The organism is Streptomyces himastatinicus ATCC 53653, from assembly GCF_000158915.1.
Taxonomy (GTDB): domain Bacteria; phylum Actinomycetota; class Actinomycetes; order Streptomycetales; family Streptomycetaceae; genus Streptomyces; species Streptomyces himastatinicus.
Genome location: NZ_GG657754.1, coordinates 3746305 through 3763203, shown reverse-complemented (window position 1 = coordinate 3763203; position 16899 = coordinate 3746305). Strand labels below are relative to the sequence as shown.

Sequence of the window (16899 nt, the reverse complement as noted above, 5' to 3'; positions counted from 1 at the left end):
GGCCTCGCTCACCAGCGCCTGCTGCTCCGTCTGGTGCCGCTTGTTCGACCCCACCGCGGGCGAGGACGAGTGCGGGCGCGACACGCGGACCAGCCGCTCGGCGGCGGGGACGTCCTCGCCGACCGCCAGCTCCAGGTGGTCGATCAGGTTGAGGGCCATGAACGGCCAGCCGCCCTGGTTGGCCGGTTCCTCCTGCGCCCAGACGAACTTCTCGACGCCCGCGTACTTGGCGATCTCGGCCTGGACCTCGGCGCCCGGCAGCGGGTAGAGCCGCTCCAGCCGGATGATGGCCGTGTCCTTCGCACCGCGCTTCTCGCGCTCCGCCTCGAGGTCGTAGTAGACCTTGCCGGAGCAGAAGATCACCTTGCGGACGCCCGCCGGGTCGACCTTCTCGTCGCCGATGACGGGGCGGAAGGCGCCGGAGGTGAACTCCTCGGTCTTCGAGGCCGCGGCCTTCAGGCGCAGCATCGACTTCGGGGTGAAGACGACCAGCGGCTTGTGGTGCGGGTTGTGGACCTGCCAGCGCAGCAGGTGGAAGTAGTTCGACGGCAGCGTCGGCGTGGCGACCGTCATGTTGTTCTGCGCGCACAGCTGGAGGAAGCGCTCGATCCGGGCCGAAGAGTGGTCCGGGCCCTGGCCCTCGTAGCCGTGCGGCAGCAGCAGCGTGACACCAGAGGTCTGGTTCCACTTCTGCTCGGCGGACGAGATGAACTCGTCGACGATGGTCTGCGCGCCGTTGACGAAGTCACCGAACTGCGCCTCCCACATGACCAGCGACTCCGGGCGGGCCAGCGAGTAGCCGTACTCGAAGCCCATCGCCGCGTACTCGCTGAGCAGCGAGTCGTAGACGTTGTAGCGGGCCTGGTCGTCGGAGAGGTAGAGCAGCGGGGTGTAGTCGTCGCCGGTCTCGCGGTCGACGAGCACCGCGTGGCGCTGGCCGAAGGTGCCGCGGCGGGAGTCCTGGCCGGCGAGCCGGACCGGGGTGCCCTCCATGAGCAGCGAGCCGATGGCGAGGGTCTCGCCCATGCCCCAGTCGATCGTGTCGTCCTCGATCATCGCCGCGCGCCGCTGGAGCTGCGGGAACAGCCGCGGGTGGACGGTGATCCGGTCGGGGGTGTTGACCTGGGACTCGGCGATCCGCTTGACGACCTCCTGGGAGACCGCCGTGTTCACCGCGACAGGGAACTCCGGCTGCGGCTCGGGGACCTCGGGCTGGGCCGGGGCCGAGACCGCGTCGCGGACCTCGGTGAAGACCTTCTCCAGCTGGCCCTGGAAGTCCTGGAGCGCCTGCTCGGCCTCTTCCAGGGTGATGTCGCCGCGCCCGATCAGCGACTCGGTGTAGAGCTTGCGCACCGAGCGCTTCTTGTCGATCAGGTCGTACATCAGCGGCTGGGTGAAACCGGGGTTGTCGGTCTCGTTGTGGCCGCGGCGGCGGTAGCAGATGAGGTCGATGACCACGTCCTTGTTGAACGCCTGGCGGAACTCGAAGGCCAGCCGGGCGACGCGGACGACGGCCTCGGGGTCGTCGCCGTTGACGTGGAAGATCGGCGCCTCGATCATGCGCGCCACGTCGGTGGCGTACATCGAGGAGCGGGACGCGGCCGGGGCGGCGGTGAAGCCGACCTGGTTGTTGATGACGATGTGCACGGTGCCGCCGGTGCGGTAGCCGCGCAGCTGCGACATGTTCAGCGTCTCGGCGACCACGCCCTGACCGGCGAAGGCGGCGTCGCCGTGGAGGGCGACGGGCAGGACGGTGAAGTCCGTGCCGGCCTTGCCGATGATGTCCTGCTTGGCGCGGGCGACGCCCTCCAGGACCGGGTCCACCGCCTCCAGGTGGGAGGGGTTGGCGGTCAGCGAGACCTGGATCTGCTCGCCGTCGAGGCCGGTGAAGGTGCCCTCGGCGCCCAGGTGGTACTTGACGTCGCCGGAGCCGTGCATCGACTTCGGGTCGAGGTTGCCCTCGAACTCGCGGAAGATCTGCGCGTACGACTTGCCGACGATGTTGGCAAGGACGTTGAGGCGGCCGCGGTGGGCCATGCCGATGACGACCTCGTCCAGGCGCGACTCGGCGGCCGCGTCCAGCACCGCGTCCAGCAGCGGGATGACGGACTCGCCGCCCTCCAGGGAGAACCGCTTCTGGCCGACGTACTTCGTCTGGAGGAAGGTCTCGAACGCCTCGGCCGCGTTGAGCCGCCGCAGGATGCGCAGCTGCTCCTCGCGCTCCGGCTTGTCGTGGCTGCGCTCGACGCGGTCCTGGATCCACTTGCGCTGCTTGGGGTCCTGGATGTGCATGAACTCGATGCCGGTGGTGCGGCAGTACGAGTCGCGCAGCACGCCCAGGATGTCGCGCAGCTTCATCATGGACTTGCCCGAGAAGCCGCCGACCGCGAACTCGCGCTCCAGGTCCCACAGGGTGAGCCCGTGCTCGATGATGTCGAGGTCGGGGTGCTTGCGCTGGCGGTACTCCAGCGGGTCGGTGTCGGCCATGACGTGGCCGCGGACCCGGTAGGCGTGGATCAGGTCGAAGACCCGGGCCGCCTTGGTGACGTCGTCGTCGTGGCTGACGTCGATGTCCTTGAGCCAGCGGACCGGCTCGTAGGGGATGCGCAGCGCCTTGAAGATCTCGTCGTAGAAGTCGTTCTCGCCGAGCAGCAGCTGGTTCATGATGCGCAGGAACTCGCCGGAGGCGGCCCCCTGGATCACCCGGTGGTCATAGGTGCTGGTCAGCGTCATGACCTTGGAGACGCCCAGCTTGTTCAGGGTGTCCTGGGAGGTGCCCTGGAACTCGGCGGGGTACTCCATCGCGCCGACGCCCACGATCAGGCCCTGGCCGGGCATCAGCCGCGGCACGGAGTGCACGGTGCCGATGCCGCCGGGGTTGGTGAGGGAGGCGGTGACGCCGGTGAAGTCCTCCATCGTCAGCTTGTTCGCGCGGGCGCGGCGGACGATGTCCTCGTAGGCCTGCCAGAACTCGAAGAAGTTCAGCGTCTCGGCCTTCTTGATCGCCGCGACGACGAGCTGGCGGTCGCCGTTGGGCTTGACCAGGTCGATGGCGAGGCCGAGGTTGATGTGCTCCGGCTTGACCAGGGTCGGCTTGCCGTCCTTCTCGGTGAACGAGTAGTTCATCGAGGGCATCGCCTTCAGCGCCTGCACCATGGCGTAGCCGATGAGGTGCGTGAAGGACACCTTGCCGCCGCGGGCGCGCTTGAGGTGGTTGTTGATGACGATGCGCTGGTCGAACAGCAGCTTGACCGGAACCGCGCGGACCGAGGTGGCCGTCGGCAGCTCCAGCGACGCGTTCATGTTCTTCGCGACGGCGGCGGACGGGCCGCGCAGCGTGACCAGCTCGGGACCGGCCGCGGGCTCGGCCTTCGCCGGCTTGGCGGAGGCCGTGGGCTCGGCGGGCGTCGGCTTGGCCGGCGCGGGCTTGGCCGGGGCCGGAGCCTTCGCCGCGGGGGCCGCGGCGGGCTTCGCGGGCGCCGGGGCAGCCGCGGCGGGCTTGGCAGCCGCGGGCTGGGCGTCAGCGGGCTTCGCGGCCGGAGCCGCGTCCGCGGGCTTGGCCGGGGCCGGTGCCTTCGCGGCGGGAGCCGGGGCAGCGCCTCCGGTCACTCCCTGTGGTGGCGTAGCCACCGCTGAACCGGTGTCCTGGCCCGGCTTGTAGTCGGCGAAGAAGTCCCACCAGGCTCGGTCGACCGAGTTCGGGTCCTGGAGGTACTGCTGGTAGATCTCGTCGACGAGCCACTCATTGGGGCCGAAGGCAGCGGCAGGGCTAGTTCCCTGCCCGTCCTGCTCGTCGGTCGAGACGCTCGAGGTGTTGGGGGACTGTGGCGACACGGCGGTAACCGCCCTCTTCCGCTTCACAAGGTGGTGGACAGCGGGAATAAAGGCTACGCCTCTTGACCCCTTACGTGCAGGCCGCACTGGTCATCGTCGTCTAAGTCACACTCATCGGCGGGTTTCAGCGCATGGCGTGGCGGGAAACACACGTGGTTCCGCTGTAACCGTCCAGCATGTGGACACACAAAAGTGCAGCCACACCGCTCAGATGTGCGCTTCCAACACCGACTTTACGTCAATTTTGATCTCTGGACGTCCCCCGGAAGGGTGACTTTGATCCGGCAGCCCCGAGGGGATTCAGCCACCCCGATGCGGCCGCCGTGCAGATCAACCGCCCAGCGCGCGATGGCCAGCCCCAGGCCGGTCCCCCCGTCGCTGCCCTGACCGGGCCGCGGACGGGTGCCGGGCGCCGGGCCCGCCGGGTTCGGCGAGAGGCTGCCCCGGTTGAAGCGTTCGAACACCCGGTGCCGCTCCGCCTCCGGGATGCCCGGGCCCTCGTCCTGCACCTCCAGCTCCAGGCTCCCCGGCTCCTCACCGCACCGCGCCCGCACGCTGACCCGGCCGTGCGCCGGGCTGTGCTTCATCGCGTTGTCGATCAGGTTGGCCATGACCTGGTGCAGCCGCTCGGCGTCCGCGTAGGCGGTCAGCTCCGGCGGCGAGACGTCGAGGTCGAGGTGGACGTCCTTACGGGTGTGCTTGCCGGAGCCCGCGTCCGCGCCCTTGGCCATGCTGGCCTCCTTGAGGATCCCGGCCAGATACGGCCAGACCTCGAAGGTGCGCGCGTGCAGCGGCACCACGCCGTTGTCCAGCCGCGACAGATCCAGCAGCTGCTCGACCAGCCGCCCCAGCCGCTCGGTCTGGCGCAGCGCGACCCGCATCGTCTCCGGGTCCGCCTCCGAGACCCCGTCCACGACGTTCTCCAGCACCGCGCGCAGGGCCGCGATCGGCGTGCGCAGCTCGTGGGAGACGTTGGCGACCAGCTCCTTGCGGTGGGTGTCCACCGCCTCCAGGTCGGCCGCCATCCGATTGAACGAGCTGGCCAGGTCGCCGAACTCGTCCCGGCGCTGGGCCGCCCCCACCCGCTGGGTGTAGTCGCCGTGCGCCATCGCCTTGGTGACCAGGGTCATCTCGTCCAGCGGGGCGGTCAGCCCGTGCGCCACGAACTGGGTGATCAGCAGCGAGGCGATGATCGAGAAGACCGTGATCACGCGCAGCTCGGTGTCCGAGTGCATGGCCGCGAACACCAGCAGGGTCGTGATGATGACCGACCCGATGACCAGCGCGCCCAGCGCCGCCTTGACCGAGCGGTACGGGTCGAACGGCTTCAGCGCCTCCCAGACCCGGCTCCAGGTGCGGCGGATGCGCTCGCTCCGGGGCAGGCTCCGCACCCGCCGCAGGTGCTGGTCCAGAGCCCATGTGGTCCCGGGAGGCTTCTTCATGCCGCGGGCGTCTCCAGGGCGTAGCCGACGCCGTGCACCGTACGGATCCGTTCCGCGCCGATCTTCCGGCGCAGCGCCTTGATGTGGCTGTCCACGGTCCGGGTGCCGGAGGCGTCCGCCCAGTCCCACACCTCGGCCAGCAGCTGCTCCCGCGAGAGCACCGCGCGCGGGCTGTTCGCCAGACAGACCAGCAGGTCGAACTCGGTCGGCGTCAGATGGACGTCCGAGCCGCGCACCCGCACCCGGCGCTGGGCGTGGTCGATCTCCAGCTCGCCCAGCCGCAGGATCCCGCTGCGCGGGGTGTTCGCGGCCAGCGCCGCCCGTTCGACCCGGCGCAGCAGGACGTGCACCCGGGCCGCCACCTCGCGCATCGAGAACGGCTTGGTCATGTAGTCGTCGGCGCCGACCCCGAGACCCACCAGCATGTCGGTCTCGTCGTCCCGGGCGGTCAGCATCAGGACCGGAACCGGCCGCCGCGCCTGCACCCGGCGGCAGACCTCCAGGCCGTCGAAGCCGGGCAGCATCACGTCGAGGACGAGCAGATCGGGCTGCCACGCCTCGGCCGTGTCCACGGCCGCCGGACCGTCCGCGGCCGTCTGTACCTGAAATCCTTCGGCCCGCAGGCGGGCCGCGATGGCGTCCACTATGGTCGGGTCGTCCTCGACGACGAGGATCCGGCGTTGTGCGCCCGGGGTGGTCGTGGCGCCCCCGTTGTGGCCGTTGTGCATTTGCTCCATACGCCCGCCCCTGCGTCGTTCCCGTGAATCCGCGGCCGCCTACCGTCACACGTGTGCCGAAACCCACGTCTTCCGCGTCTGGTCATAACCGGCCACTTTTCGTAGGCAAGCAAGCGTAAGGGCAGCCTACGCGGCTCGGCTACGCGCCTCGAATCCCGAGATGCACCACGTCGGGCACACCCCGGGCAACGGCGATCTCTTCCGTACGCACCTGCGTGAACCCGGCATTCCGGAGAGCGCGCTCGAATGCGGGCGACGGCTGGGCCGACCAGACGGCCAGTACTCCGCCGGGGGTGAGGCGGGCAGCGCAGGCGGCGAGTCCGGCGGGGGAGTACAGCCCGCCGTTGTCCTCGGTGACGGTCCAGTCGGGTCCGTTGTCGATGTCCAGACACAGCGCGTCGTAGGGCTCCGCGCCCTCCCCGGCGTCGCGCAGATGGGCCACCAGATCGGCATGGACGATCTCCGCGCGCGGGTCGGTCAGCGCCTCGCCGGACACCTCGGCCAGCGGTCCGTCCCGATGCCAGTCGATCACCGCCGCCTCCCGCTCGACCACCGCGATCCGCCCCCACCGGGGTTCGGACACCGCCTCGACCAGCGAAAACCCGACGCCGAGGCCGCCGATGAGCAGCGCGGGGGAGGGGCGCCCGTCCGGCAGCGCGTCGAGCGCGGCGCGGATCAGCCGGCGCTCGGAGCGGCCGTCGGAGGTGTCCATGAGGAAGCACCCGTTGGCGATGATTTCGAAGACGGCGCCGTCGCCGCGGCCGCCGCTCCCGCCGCCCTCTCCCCGTCGCCGCAGAACCACCTCGCCGTACGGGCCCTCCCGGCGGTCGACGGTGACCGGCCGGTCGTCGGCGATGTCGTACGGCGACTGCATGGGGCGGTTCCTCCCGGCCTTTTCGGGTGAGCTGACGGCCTCATCCTCGCGCCGCGGCGACCTGCCGGTCCAACCGATAGACGCGGCACAGATGTGACGGCCGTCACATCGCGTGATCGGTGAGATGACTCACCGGTCGGTGGCTGTTGAGCGTTCTGCGTGGATATACGCCCCGTACGCGCGCGACGAGGGAAGGGGGTCCGTGGTGACGGCATCGGTGGAGCGGCCCGGCGTGCCCCGCCTCCCGGCCCGCCGTCTCCGCGCACCCGGGTGGACCCGGCTCCGGACGGTGCCCACCGAGGCGCCGTTCTCCCTCTTCTACTCCCTGATCCTCCTCGGTACCGGCCTCTACGCCCACCTCGGCGACCCCCGTACCGTCCACGACCTGCTCACCGTCTCCAGCACCGATGTGTCCAACCTGTCCCAGCGGCCACTGCTGACCCTGCTGGCCAGCGCGCTGTGGGTGGTGGGCGGCATCACCTCGCCGTACCTCGTCGTCCTCCTCCTCGTGCTCGGCGCGCTGGAGCGCCGCGTCGGCGGACTCCGCACCGCCGGGGTCTTCCTCCTCGGCCACGTCCTCGCGACGCTGCTCACCGAGATCCCGGTCGCCGCGTCCGTCGCCGTCGGCCATCTCCCGGACAGCTCGCTGCGCCGCCTCGACTACGGCGTCAGCTACGGCCTGATCGCCTGCGCCGGAGCCCTGGCCGGACTGCTGTCACCCCGCCAGCGCTGGGCGCTGACCGGCGGGATCGGCGCGGCACTGATCGCCGGAAGCCTGGTGCACTTCGACCCGCTCACCGACTGGGGCCACGCCCTCGCCCTGCTGACCGGCGTCGCCTGCTGGCGTTACGTCCGCCGGGTCGCCCGGTAAGCGATCGCTCACAGCGAACACGTCCCCGGGAACACCTGAGCCCCCCCAGGCATTGAGTCCACATAGCTCAACTTGCCTGCCGAAGGGGAGATCATGGCTTCGCTGTCCACACCACTCACCCTGCCCGTCCTGCCTCTCGACGACGAGGTCGTGCTGCCCGGCATGGTGGTGCCGCTGGACCTTTCCGATACCGATGTGCGCGCCGCGGTGGAGGCCGCGCAGGCCGCCGCCCGGTCCGACGGCGGGAAACCACGGGTGCTGCTGGTGCCGCGTATCGACGGGACGTACGCGGGCATCGGCACGCTCGGCACCGTCGAGCAGGTGGGCCGGCTGTCCGACGGGGATCCCGGGGCGCTCATCCGCGGGGTGCGGCGGGTGCGGGTCGGGGCCGGGACGACCGGGCCCGGGGCCGCGCTGTGGATCGAGGGCACCGCGGTCGAGGAGATCGTGCCCGATCCGCTGCCCGGTGCCGTCACCGAACTGATGAAGGAGTACAAGGCGCTGGCCACCAGCTGGCTGCGCAAGCGCGGTGCCTGGCAGGTCGTGGACCGGGTGCAGGGGATCGACGACGTCTCGCAGCTCGCCGACAACTCCGGATACTCGCCCTTCCTCAGCGTCGCCCAGCGCGTGGAGCTGCTGGAGACGGCCGATCCGGTGGCCCGGCTCAAGCTCGCGGTGACCTGGCTGAGCGACCACATGGCCGAGCAGGACGTGGCCGAGTCGATCGCCAAGGACGTCCAGGAGGGCGTCGACAAGCAGCAGCGCGAGTTCCTGCTGCGGCGGCAGATGGAGGCCGTGCGCAAGGAGCTGGCCGAGCTGAACGGCGATCCGGAGGACGAGTCCGACGACTACCGGGCCCGGGTCGAGGCCGCGGAGCTGCCCGAGAAGGTGCGCGAGGCGGCGCTGAAGGAGGTCGACAAGCTGGAGCGGGCCAGCGACCAGAGCCCCGAGGGCAGCTGGATCCGCACCTGGCTGGACACCGTCCTGGAGCTGCCGTGGAACGAGCGCACCGAGGACGCGTACGACATCCCGGGCGCCCAGGCGGTGCTGGACGCCGACCACGCGGGCCTGGAGGACGTGAAGGAGCGGATCACCGAGTACCTGGCGGTGCGCAAGCGCCGCGCCGACCGCGGCCTCGGGGTCGTGGGCGGGCGGCGCGGCGGGGCCGTGCTGGCGCTCGTCGGCCCGCCCGGCGTCGGGAAGACCAGCCTCGGCGAGAGCGTGGCCCGCGCGATGGGGCGGAAGTTCGTCCGGGTGGCGCTCGGCGGCGTCCGCGACGAGGCGGAGATCCGCGGTCACCGGCGTACGTACGTGGGCGCGCTGCCCGGCCGGGTCGTCCGGGCCGTCAAGGAGGCGGGCTCGATGAACCCGGTGGTCCTCCTGGACGAGATCGACAAGGTCGGCTCCGACTTCCGCGGCGACCCCGCGGCCGCCCTGCTGGAGGTCCTGGACCCGGCGCAGAACCACACCTTCCGCGATCACTACCTGGAGGTCGAACTCGACCTGTCCGATGTGGTCTTCCTGGCCACGGCCAACGTCCTGGAAGCCATCCCGGAAGCGCTGCTGGACCGTATGGAGCTGGTGCGGCTGGACGGCTACACCGAGGACGAGAAGGTCACCATCGCCCGTGACCACCTGCTGCCCCGGCAGCTGGAGCGCGCCGGTCTGGAGCCGGGCGAGGTCGAGGTGGCGGACGAGGCGCTGCGCAAGCTCGCCGGGGAGTACACCCGCGAGGCGGGCGTACGGACCCTGGAGCGCTCGATCGCGCGGCTGCTGCGCAAGGTGGCGGCCCAGCACGAGCTGGGTGAGCGGGAACTGCCGTTCACCGTCGGCGTGGAGGAGCTGCGTCCGCTGATCGGGCGGCCGCACCACACCCCCGAGTCCGCGCAGGACCCGGCCGAGCGCCGCACCTCCGTGCCGGGCGTGGCGACCGGGCTCGCGGTGACGGGCGCGGGCGGCGACGTGCTGTACGTGGAGGCGTCGCTCGCGGACGCCGAGACGGGCGGCGCGGGGCTGACCCTGACCGGCCAGCTGGGCGACGTCATGAAGGAGTCCGCCCAGATCGCCCTCTCCTTCCTGCGCTCCCACGGCGCGGAGCTGGAGCTGCCCGTCGGCGACCTGAAGGAACGCGGCATCCACCTCCACGTACCGGCGGGCGCGGTGCCCAAGGACGGCCCGAGCGCGGGCATCACCATGACCACCGCCCTGGCCTCGCTGCTCTCGGGCCGCCAGGTGCGGCCGGACGTGGCGATGACGGGCGAGGTCTCGCTGACCGGGCGGGTGCTGCCGATCGGCGGCGTCAAGCAGAAGCTGCTGGCGGCGCACCGGGCCGGGGTGACCACCGTGATCATCCCCAAGCGGAACGAGCCGGATCTGGACGACGTACCCGCCGAGGTCCTGGAGAAGCTGGACGTCCACCCGGTCTCGGACGTCCGCCAGGTCCTGGAGCTGGCCCTCCAGCCCGCCTCGGCGACCACCCCGGAGGTCCCGGTGGCGGCGTAGCGGGGCGCTTCATTGAGGGTAGACAGGTCTGTCTGGTAGCTTGAGCGGCGAGCCAGACAGACCTGTCTGTTCATTCGTTGTTTCTCGCGGAGGAAACCCGTGCGCACTCTCGTCGTCCTCGCCCACCCCGACCTCCCCGCCTCACGCGTCAACGCCGCCCTCGCCGAGGCCGCGCGTCCGGTGGACGGCGTCACGCTGCACGACCTGTACGCCACCTACCCGGACCTGGCCATCGACGTCGAGCGGGAGCAGCGGCTGCTGCTGGAGCACGACCGGATCGTGCTCCAGTTCCCCTTCTACTGGTACTCGGCGCCGCCGCTGCTGAAGAAGTGGCTGGACGAGGTGTTCCTGCGCGGCTTCGCGTACGGCTCGCAGGGCACCGCGCTGCGCGGCAAGGCGCTGCTCGTCGCCACCACGGCGGGTGCCTCGGAGGAGATGTACCGGCCCGAGGGGTTCAAGCGCTTCACGGTCGCCGAGCTGCTCAACACCTTCGACGCGACCGCCAACATCACCGGCATGCGCTACGAGGAGCCGTTCGTCGTCCACGGCACCCACGGGATGGGCGGCGCGGCGCTCGCCGCCCACCAGGAGCACTACCGCTCGCTGCTGGCGTCCGGGGTGCCGCGCGAGCGCGACCTCGCCGTCGCGTAAGGACACAGGACGGAGGGCCCGGCCGCCTCGTGCGCGGCCGGGCCCTCGTTCGTCGTATCCGGGGTGCTACACCCGGGCCGGGCACGCCTCGGCGATCAGCGCCCGCGCCGCCTCCCGCGCCGCCTCCGCGAACTCCGGCCGGGGCTCCAGCGCCGCCGCGGCCATCGCGCCGTCGACGAGGAGCGAGATCCGCAGGGCGAGCTGCGCGGGGTCGGCGGCCCCTGCCGCCCGGGCCAGCTCGGTCAGCCAGGCCCGTACGGCGCGCTTGTGCTCGGCCGTCGCCTCGTGCGCTTCGGTGCCCGGCTCCGTCTCGCCCGCGGTCCGGGTGAACGCGCAGCCGCGGAAGCCGTCCCGCAGGGTCGCCGCGCCCAGCGCGTCGAAGACACCGGTGAGCTGGTCGCGCGGATCGGGCCCGGCGGCCTCGGCGGCCTCGGTCAGCGCCCCGCGCCAGTGGGTGTCCGTGGCGCGCAGATAGGCCAGGACGAGGTCGTCCTTGCAGCGGAAGTGGGCGTACAGCGTCGCCTTGGCCACGCCCGACTCGGCGATGATCCGGTCCACTCCGACGCCCCGGATCCCATGGGCGTTGAACAGCCCGGTCGCCGTGGACAGGATCCGGTCGCGGGCGGAGGGCCGGGCGCTGCTCATGGTCATGCTCCTCGGGAGGGGCCGGGGGTACGGCCGATGCCCTCCAGCGTACAGACAGACCTGTCCGTGCACTGGAGGGCGAGGAGGGCGAGGAACGAGCAGGGCTCAGCCGTTGGCGAGCGCCTTCAGCCGGTCGATCGCTCCGTTGAACAGGTTGTGGTCGCCGACCGTCGGGCCGGAGGAGGTGTACTGCCAGATGGTGTGGAAGCCCCAGCCCGCCGGAAGCTCACCGACGGAGGAGCCGTAGCGCGGGATCCACAGCGGGTTGACGCCGCCGAAGGCGCTGGAGTTGCCGGTGCAGCTCTTCCACCAGCTGGTGGAGGTGTAGATCACCGGGTCGCGGCCGGTGCGCGACTTGTAGGTGCTGGTGAAGTCCTTGATCCAGCTGACCATCGCGCTGGCGCTCTTGCCGTAACAGGTGGCGCCGTAGGGGTTGTACTCCATGTCCAGCGCGCCCGGCAGCGTCTTGCCGTCCTTGCTCCAGCCGCCGCCGTGGTCGACGAAGTAGTTGGCCTGGGCGGCGCCGGAGGAGTTGTCCGGCAGCGCGAAGTGGTACGCCCCGCGGATCATGCCCACGTCGTACGAGCCGTTGTACTGCTGGGCGAAGTACGGATTGGTGTAGCTGGTGCCCTCGGTCCCCTTCACGTAGGCGAACTTGACCCCGCTGCTCCAGAGGGTCGACCAGGCGACGTTGCCCTGGTGGCTGCTGACGTCCACCCCTTCGACGGTGGCGAGCAGATCGGCCGGTGACGGCGGCTCGCCGGTCGTGGAGCCGCCCTCGTGTTTGAGAATCTGTGAACCCGCCCAATCGTCCTCGGGGTGGGGGATGGCCTTCGTGCCGCCGTCCACGGCCGGATCGTCGGTCGGGTCGTCATCGGCGAACGCGGGGCCGGACAGCGCGAAGGACGCGGTGAGGAGGGCGGAAAGGAGGGCGGCGAGCAGGCCGATCAGCGCGCCGGGGGTGCGCCGGGTCGGGCCGGGTCTGTGGACGGGCATGGCGTGCCTCCGAAGCCTCGGTGGGGGGAGCGGGGAAGACATGCGGTTGGTATGGCCATGTCATAAGTGACGCTACGGGCGTAGATAGCGACGGGGAAGGGTCGGAGCGGGCTGCCGTTGGTCTAATCCTGCGAAATACTGATGGAGCTGCGGTAACAGCCGTGCGTGCAAGAAACTTTCACGATGTGAAAACCCGGAGAGGGCTCTGACGTGCACAACAACGGGGCAACGCCCCCCGAGGAGGGCGAGGGCGGCACCGTGGGCGGAATTGGTGTGGACCATGCGTTCCTGGCGCTGGAGCGCGAATTGGCGGTCTTCCTCCGCCGCGCCCGCGCCTCCTCGGGCGAATTGGCGCGCGAGGTCCACCCCGACCTGGAATCCGCCGCGTACGGGCTGCTGATGCGCCTGGAGGACGCCGGGGAGCAGCGCGCGACGGACCTCGCGGCCTACATCGGTGTGGGCAAGGCGACGATGAGCCGTCAGCTGCGCGCGCTGGAGGGGCTCGGGCTGGTGACCCGGGCGCCCGACCCGGCGGACGGCCGGGCCTTCCTGGTGCAGCTGACGGACGAGGGCCGGGCCCGTTTCCGACGGGTCCGGGGCGCCCGGCGCGCGCGGTACGCCCGCCGGCTCGCCGCCTGGGAGCGCAGCGAGGTCGCCGAACTCGCGCGGCTGCTGCACCGGTTGAACAGTTCGCAGGAAGCCGACGAGCCCGGGCAGACGGCCCGCGTGGAGCGGGACCAGTAGGGCGCTCATGTACGTCAGGATCGGCGAGCCGCGCCGATCCGGCGACGTGGGTGTGGCGACTGCGGTACCCGGCTCCCGAAGACGGCGGTACGTGGATGGGCTGACGGCCCGCCGGGGCGGTCGGTCGCCGCGCGCGAGGCCGCGCAGGTCCGGCGGCGGGTGGGCGCCGCGACCCGGCGGGGACAGCCGCCGCGATAACGGCCGAGGGCCGTCGCGCCGAGGGCCGTCGCGCCGACCGCCGTCGCGCCGAGGACCGCCGCGCCGAGGGCCGTCGCGCCAACGCCTGCACGCCGCCCGCCGATGGCCGCCGCGCCTACGCTCCCCGCCGATGGCCGCCGCGACAACGGCCGCTCGCCGTCTCGGCGACGGACGCCCGCCAACGGCCCCTGCGGTTCGGCAGCGACTCCCCGCACTGGTGCCGCCGCTCAGGCTGTCGTGGACGGACCGTCGCGAGAGCGCGGTCCGCTACGGCTCGACGAGCACGGCCGCCGCGTCGTCGTGGGCCTTGCCCCGGGGGAAGGCCGTCCGGTCCGGGTCGGCCCGCTCCGCCGCCCGCACCCGGTCGATCAGCGCCTGCGGGCCCTCCTTGCGCAGCAGCCCGAGGCAGGCGGCCCAGTCGCCCTCGCGGAACACCTCGACCCAGCGCGACGCCCCGTCGGTGAGGGCCGCCAGTGCCCGTACCTCCGTGCGCGGCAGGCTGCCGGTGACCGCCTTGGCGGTCACCGCCGGATCGGCCGCGGCGGTGAAGAAGCCGCCCTCGACGTTGCGCAGCGGGCCTACTCGCCGCCCCTCGGCGCGCAGCCGGTCGATGCGGTCGTCGAGCACGGCCGTCACCGCGCCCCCGGTCCGCTCGATGAGCAGGACGGAGTCGGAGAGCACCAGGTACTCGACCCGGTCCGCGTCCCAGCGCGCCGCGACCACGGTGGCCTGGGGGGTGAGGGGGTGAGAAAGGTCACAAGTTGAACTATGTGCCTCGGCGGTGCGCGCGATCGCGTACGCGAGGCAGTCGGCCAGCGGCGCGTCCCGCCGCGAACCGGTCAGCTCCAGCAGCGCGCCGCCGAGCCGGGTGGTGTACCAGGGCACGCCATGGGCGCATCCGGCGTCGCCCTCGGGCGGGGTCACCCCGTCGAGCACGACGAGCGCGCCGCCGTCTCCGGACGCGGGCAGGGCCACCGACGCGTAGTCCTCGTTGGGGCGCCGCGGATCGCCGGGGGCGGTCGCGAGTTCGATGCGCATGCCATCAGTCTGCCGGACGGCCACCGGCGGCTCACCGGTAGCTCCCGTTCCGGGGGCGCGGCCGCGGAAGGTGGGCAGGGGGATGCGCATCCTGCCAGGACGGACAAGCGTTTTCCAGCCCGGGAATTTCGGTCGCCGGGTATGGTCCGTGACGAAAGTTGGTGCTCAACTACGCAATGCGGTTCACTCGTTCGGGTGGGCCGGGTGGGTGATGCGTATCCGCCCCGGAGTCGTCCCTGCAAGGGTCGGAATCCCCACCGGGGGTGGGGGATGACAAGAGTTGATCCGTCGTCACCTCTGAACCACAGCGGTCTGGAACCACAGCGGTCGGGCGAGAAAAGATGGTGAGCACCGGTGCGGAAGAAGCGGCTTCGGGGCACCAAGCGCGAGCACATCAGTGAGCCCCGTGATCAGCACGAGCAGGGGGCTGCCGAAGAGACCCCTCCGGCGGCCGGGTCCGTTCCCCAGGCCCCGGCGCCCCAGCCGCCGCGCGGGCGCACCGCGCGGGTCCGCAACCGGCTGACCGCGTCCGTCGCCCTCGTCTCCGTCGCCGTCCTCGCCGCCGGTGCCCCCGCCGTCCTCGGCGCCCTCGACGACGCCACCGAGGCCCAGAAGCTGGTCGACCTCGCCGAGACCAACCGCGGCACGGTGTCCCTCGCGCACTCCCTCGCCGACGAGCGCGACGCGATGACGGCGTTCGTCGCCGCGGGCCGCACCACCTCCGCCGGGGGCGGCGTCTCCGAGGACCAGCGGGCCCGCGTCGACCGGCAGGTCGAGGAGGTGCGCGGACAGGTCCCGGCCGCCCTCGGCGCGTTACTGGACACCCTCCCCGAGATCCGCCAGCAGGCCCTGACCGGCAAGGGCTCGTCCCTCGACGTCTTCGACGCGTACACCGAGGCCGTCCAGGCGCTGAACCGGGTCGCCGACACCCTCGCCCGCAAGCTCCCGGCCGACGCCGACACCGGTCCGGCCCCCGCGCTCGCCCCGCTCGGCCGCGCCGTGGAGCAGGCGTCCGCCACCCGCGGGCTGCTGCTCGCCGCGCTCGCCGACCGCGGCGGCCGGTCCCGGCTGACCGCGGCCGCCCAGCGCACCGAGGTGCGGGAGCAGTCCGCGCTCGCCGACTTCCAGCAGCTCGCCCCGGCCTCCGCGCGCGACGCCTACGGCCGCACCGTCAACGGAACCGAGGTCACCACCGCCGAGCGCTACCTCGCCCGGCTCACCGATCAGCCCCGGCTCTCCGGCCAGGACCTGTTCGTAAACAAGAGCCGCCTCGAAACCGCCCTGACCGCTCGCATCGACCGGATGCGCGGGGCCGAGTCCGCGCTCGCCTCCACCGAGATCACCCGGCTCGGGCAGCTGCGCGACGACGACGTCACCGCCCTCGAGGTGAGCATCGCCCTGGCCGGTGCCTGTCTGCTGCTCGCCCTCGGCACCAGCATCCACAGCGCCCGCTCGATGACCCGCCCGCTGGCCGCGCTGCGGCTCGGCGCCCGCCGGGTCGCCGCCGACCCGGCCGCCGAGGAGCCGATCGCCTTCAAGGGCCGCGACGACGAGTTCGCCGACGCCGTACGGGCCGTCAACGAGCTCCACCAGGCCGCGCTGCGCCACCACGAGCGCCTCACCACGCTCGACGGCGACCGCACCCGGCTGGTCGGTGAGCGGCAGCGGCTGGCCGACGAGGCGGACGCGCTGCGCGCCGAACGGGACGCGGTCGCCACCCGGCTGGAGGGGCTGCGCGCCCGGGTCCACAGCAGCTTCGTCAACCTGGCGCTGCGCAGCCTGGGCCTGATCGAACGCCAACTGGCGATCATCGAGTCCATGGAGGAGCAGGAGCAGGACCCCGACCGGCTCGAAACGCTCTTCCAGCTCGACCACCTCGCCACCGGCATGCGCCGCTACGGCGAGAACCTGCTCATCGTCGCGGGCTCCGAGCACCAGGCGAACCACCCCGGCCCGGTGCCGCTGCTGGACGTGCTGCGCGCCTCGATCAGCGAGGTCGAGCGGTACGACCGGGTGCACCTCCAGTCGCTGCCGCCGCACGCCCAGGTCGCCGGGTTCGCCGCGGACAGCATCAGCCATCTGATCGCCGAACTGCTGGAGAACGCCACGGCGTTCTCGCCGCCGGACGTGGCGGTGCAGGTGTCCGGCTGGCTCCTGGAGAGCGGCGAGGTCATGCTCTCCGTCCAGGACGAGGGCATCGGCATGACGCCCGAGCGCCTCGCGGAGCTGAACGAACGGCTCGCCGACAAGGTCCCCGAGTACTGCCAGGGCCCGCAGCCGGACGATCCGCTGGGGCTCGGCCTGTACGTGGTGACCCGGCTCGCCGCACGGCACGGCGTACGGGGTGTCGCTGCGCGAGCAGCAGCC

At 71.8% G+C, this 16899-nt stretch carries 12 protein-coding genes; 5 read left to right on the top strand and 7 right to left on the bottom strand.

The features are described from left to right. The 4 genes from SSOG_RS15205 to SSOG_RS15190 form a co-directional block, all read right to left on the bottom strand. On the bottom strand, positions 1-3834 hold a 3834-nt coding region (locus SSOG_RS15205; RefSeq protein ID WP_009715111.1), incomplete at its 3' end, for a multifunctional oxoglutarate decarboxylase/oxoglutarate dehydrogenase thiamine pyrophosphate-binding subunit/dihydrolipoyllysine-residue succinyltransferase subunit. Positions 3835-4067: 233 nt separating this feature from the next. Then, positions 4068-5276, bottom strand: coding sequence for a sensor histidine kinase (locus SSOG_RS15200; protein ID WP_078510317.1), 1209 nt, complete (start codon positions 5274-5276; stop codon positions 4068-4070). Next, positions 5273-6013, bottom strand: coding sequence for a response regulator transcription factor (locus tag SSOG_RS15195; protein WP_009715109.1), 741 nt, complete (start codon positions 6011-6013; stop codon positions 5273-5275). Before SSOG_RS15195 ends, SSOG_RS15200 begins: the two co-directional genes overlap by 4 nt. Positions 6014-6152: 139 nt before the next feature. Continuing rightward, positions 6153-6887, bottom strand: a complete 735-nt coding sequence (locus SSOG_RS15190) for a spermidine synthase family protein (protein WP_009715108.1) — start codon at positions 6885-6887, stop codon at positions 6153-6155. Between the two features lie 205 nt (positions 6888-7092). Between SSOG_RS15190 and SSOG_RS15185 the strand changes: the two genes are divergently transcribed. The 3 genes from SSOG_RS15185 to SSOG_RS15175 all read left to right on the top strand — a co-directional run bounded on the left by SSOG_RS15185 (position 7093) and on the right by SSOG_RS15175 (position 10911). Continuing rightward, a complete protein-coding gene (locus tag SSOG_RS15185) occupies positions 7093-7758 on the top strand; it encodes a rhomboid-like protein (RefSeq protein ID WP_245606301.1) in 666 nt (221 codons plus the stop codon). A 93-nt stretch (positions 7759-7851) separates the two neighbouring features. Further along, the gene (gene lon, locus SSOG_RS15180; RefSeq protein WP_039937648.1) at positions 7852-10260 is read left to right on the top strand and encodes an endopeptidase La; all 2409 of its coding nucleotides are present in this window, start codon (positions 7852-7854) and stop codon (positions 10258-10260) included. A 99-nt stretch (positions 10261-10359) separates the two neighbouring features. Further along, entirely contained in the window at positions 10360-10911 is a 552-nt protein-coding gene (locus tag SSOG_RS15175) for an NAD(P)H-dependent oxidoreductase (RefSeq protein WP_039937646.1), read from the top strand. Positions 10912-10977: 66 nt separating this feature from the next. Here SSOG_RS15175 and SSOG_RS15170 read toward each other — a convergent pair whose 3' ends face one another. Further along, complete coding sequence (locus SSOG_RS15170) at positions 10978-11556, bottom strand: TetR/AcrR family transcriptional regulator (protein WP_039937645.1); 579 nt, start codon at positions 11554-11556, stop codon at positions 10978-10980. Between the two features lie 105 nt (positions 11557-11661). Beyond that, complete coding sequence (locus tag SSOG_RS15165) at positions 11662-12552, bottom strand: lysozyme (RefSeq protein WP_039937643.1); 891 nt, start codon at positions 12550-12552, stop codon at positions 11662-11664. Positions 12553-12762: 210 nt separating this feature from the next. Here SSOG_RS15165 and SSOG_RS15160 point away from each other — a divergent pair, with 210 nt between their 5' ends. Continuing rightward, a complete protein-coding gene (locus SSOG_RS15160) occupies positions 12763-13296 on the top strand; it encodes a MarR family winged helix-turn-helix transcriptional regulator (protein ID WP_106516400.1) in 534 nt (177 codons plus the stop codon). 465 nt (positions 13297-13761) lie between these two features. Here the strand turns inward: SSOG_RS15160 and SSOG_RS15155 are convergent, their stop codons facing one another. Next, entirely contained in the window at positions 13762-14532 is a 771-nt protein-coding gene (locus tag SSOG_RS15155) for a protein phosphatase 2C domain-containing protein (protein ID WP_039937640.1), read from the bottom strand. Positions 14533-14886: 354 nt separating this feature from the next. Between SSOG_RS15155 and SSOG_RS15150 the strand changes: the two genes are divergently transcribed. Beyond that, positions 14887-16899: sensor histidine kinase (locus SSOG_RS15150; protein ID WP_009715100.1), on the top strand; the 2013-nt coding region annotated here is incomplete at its 3' end.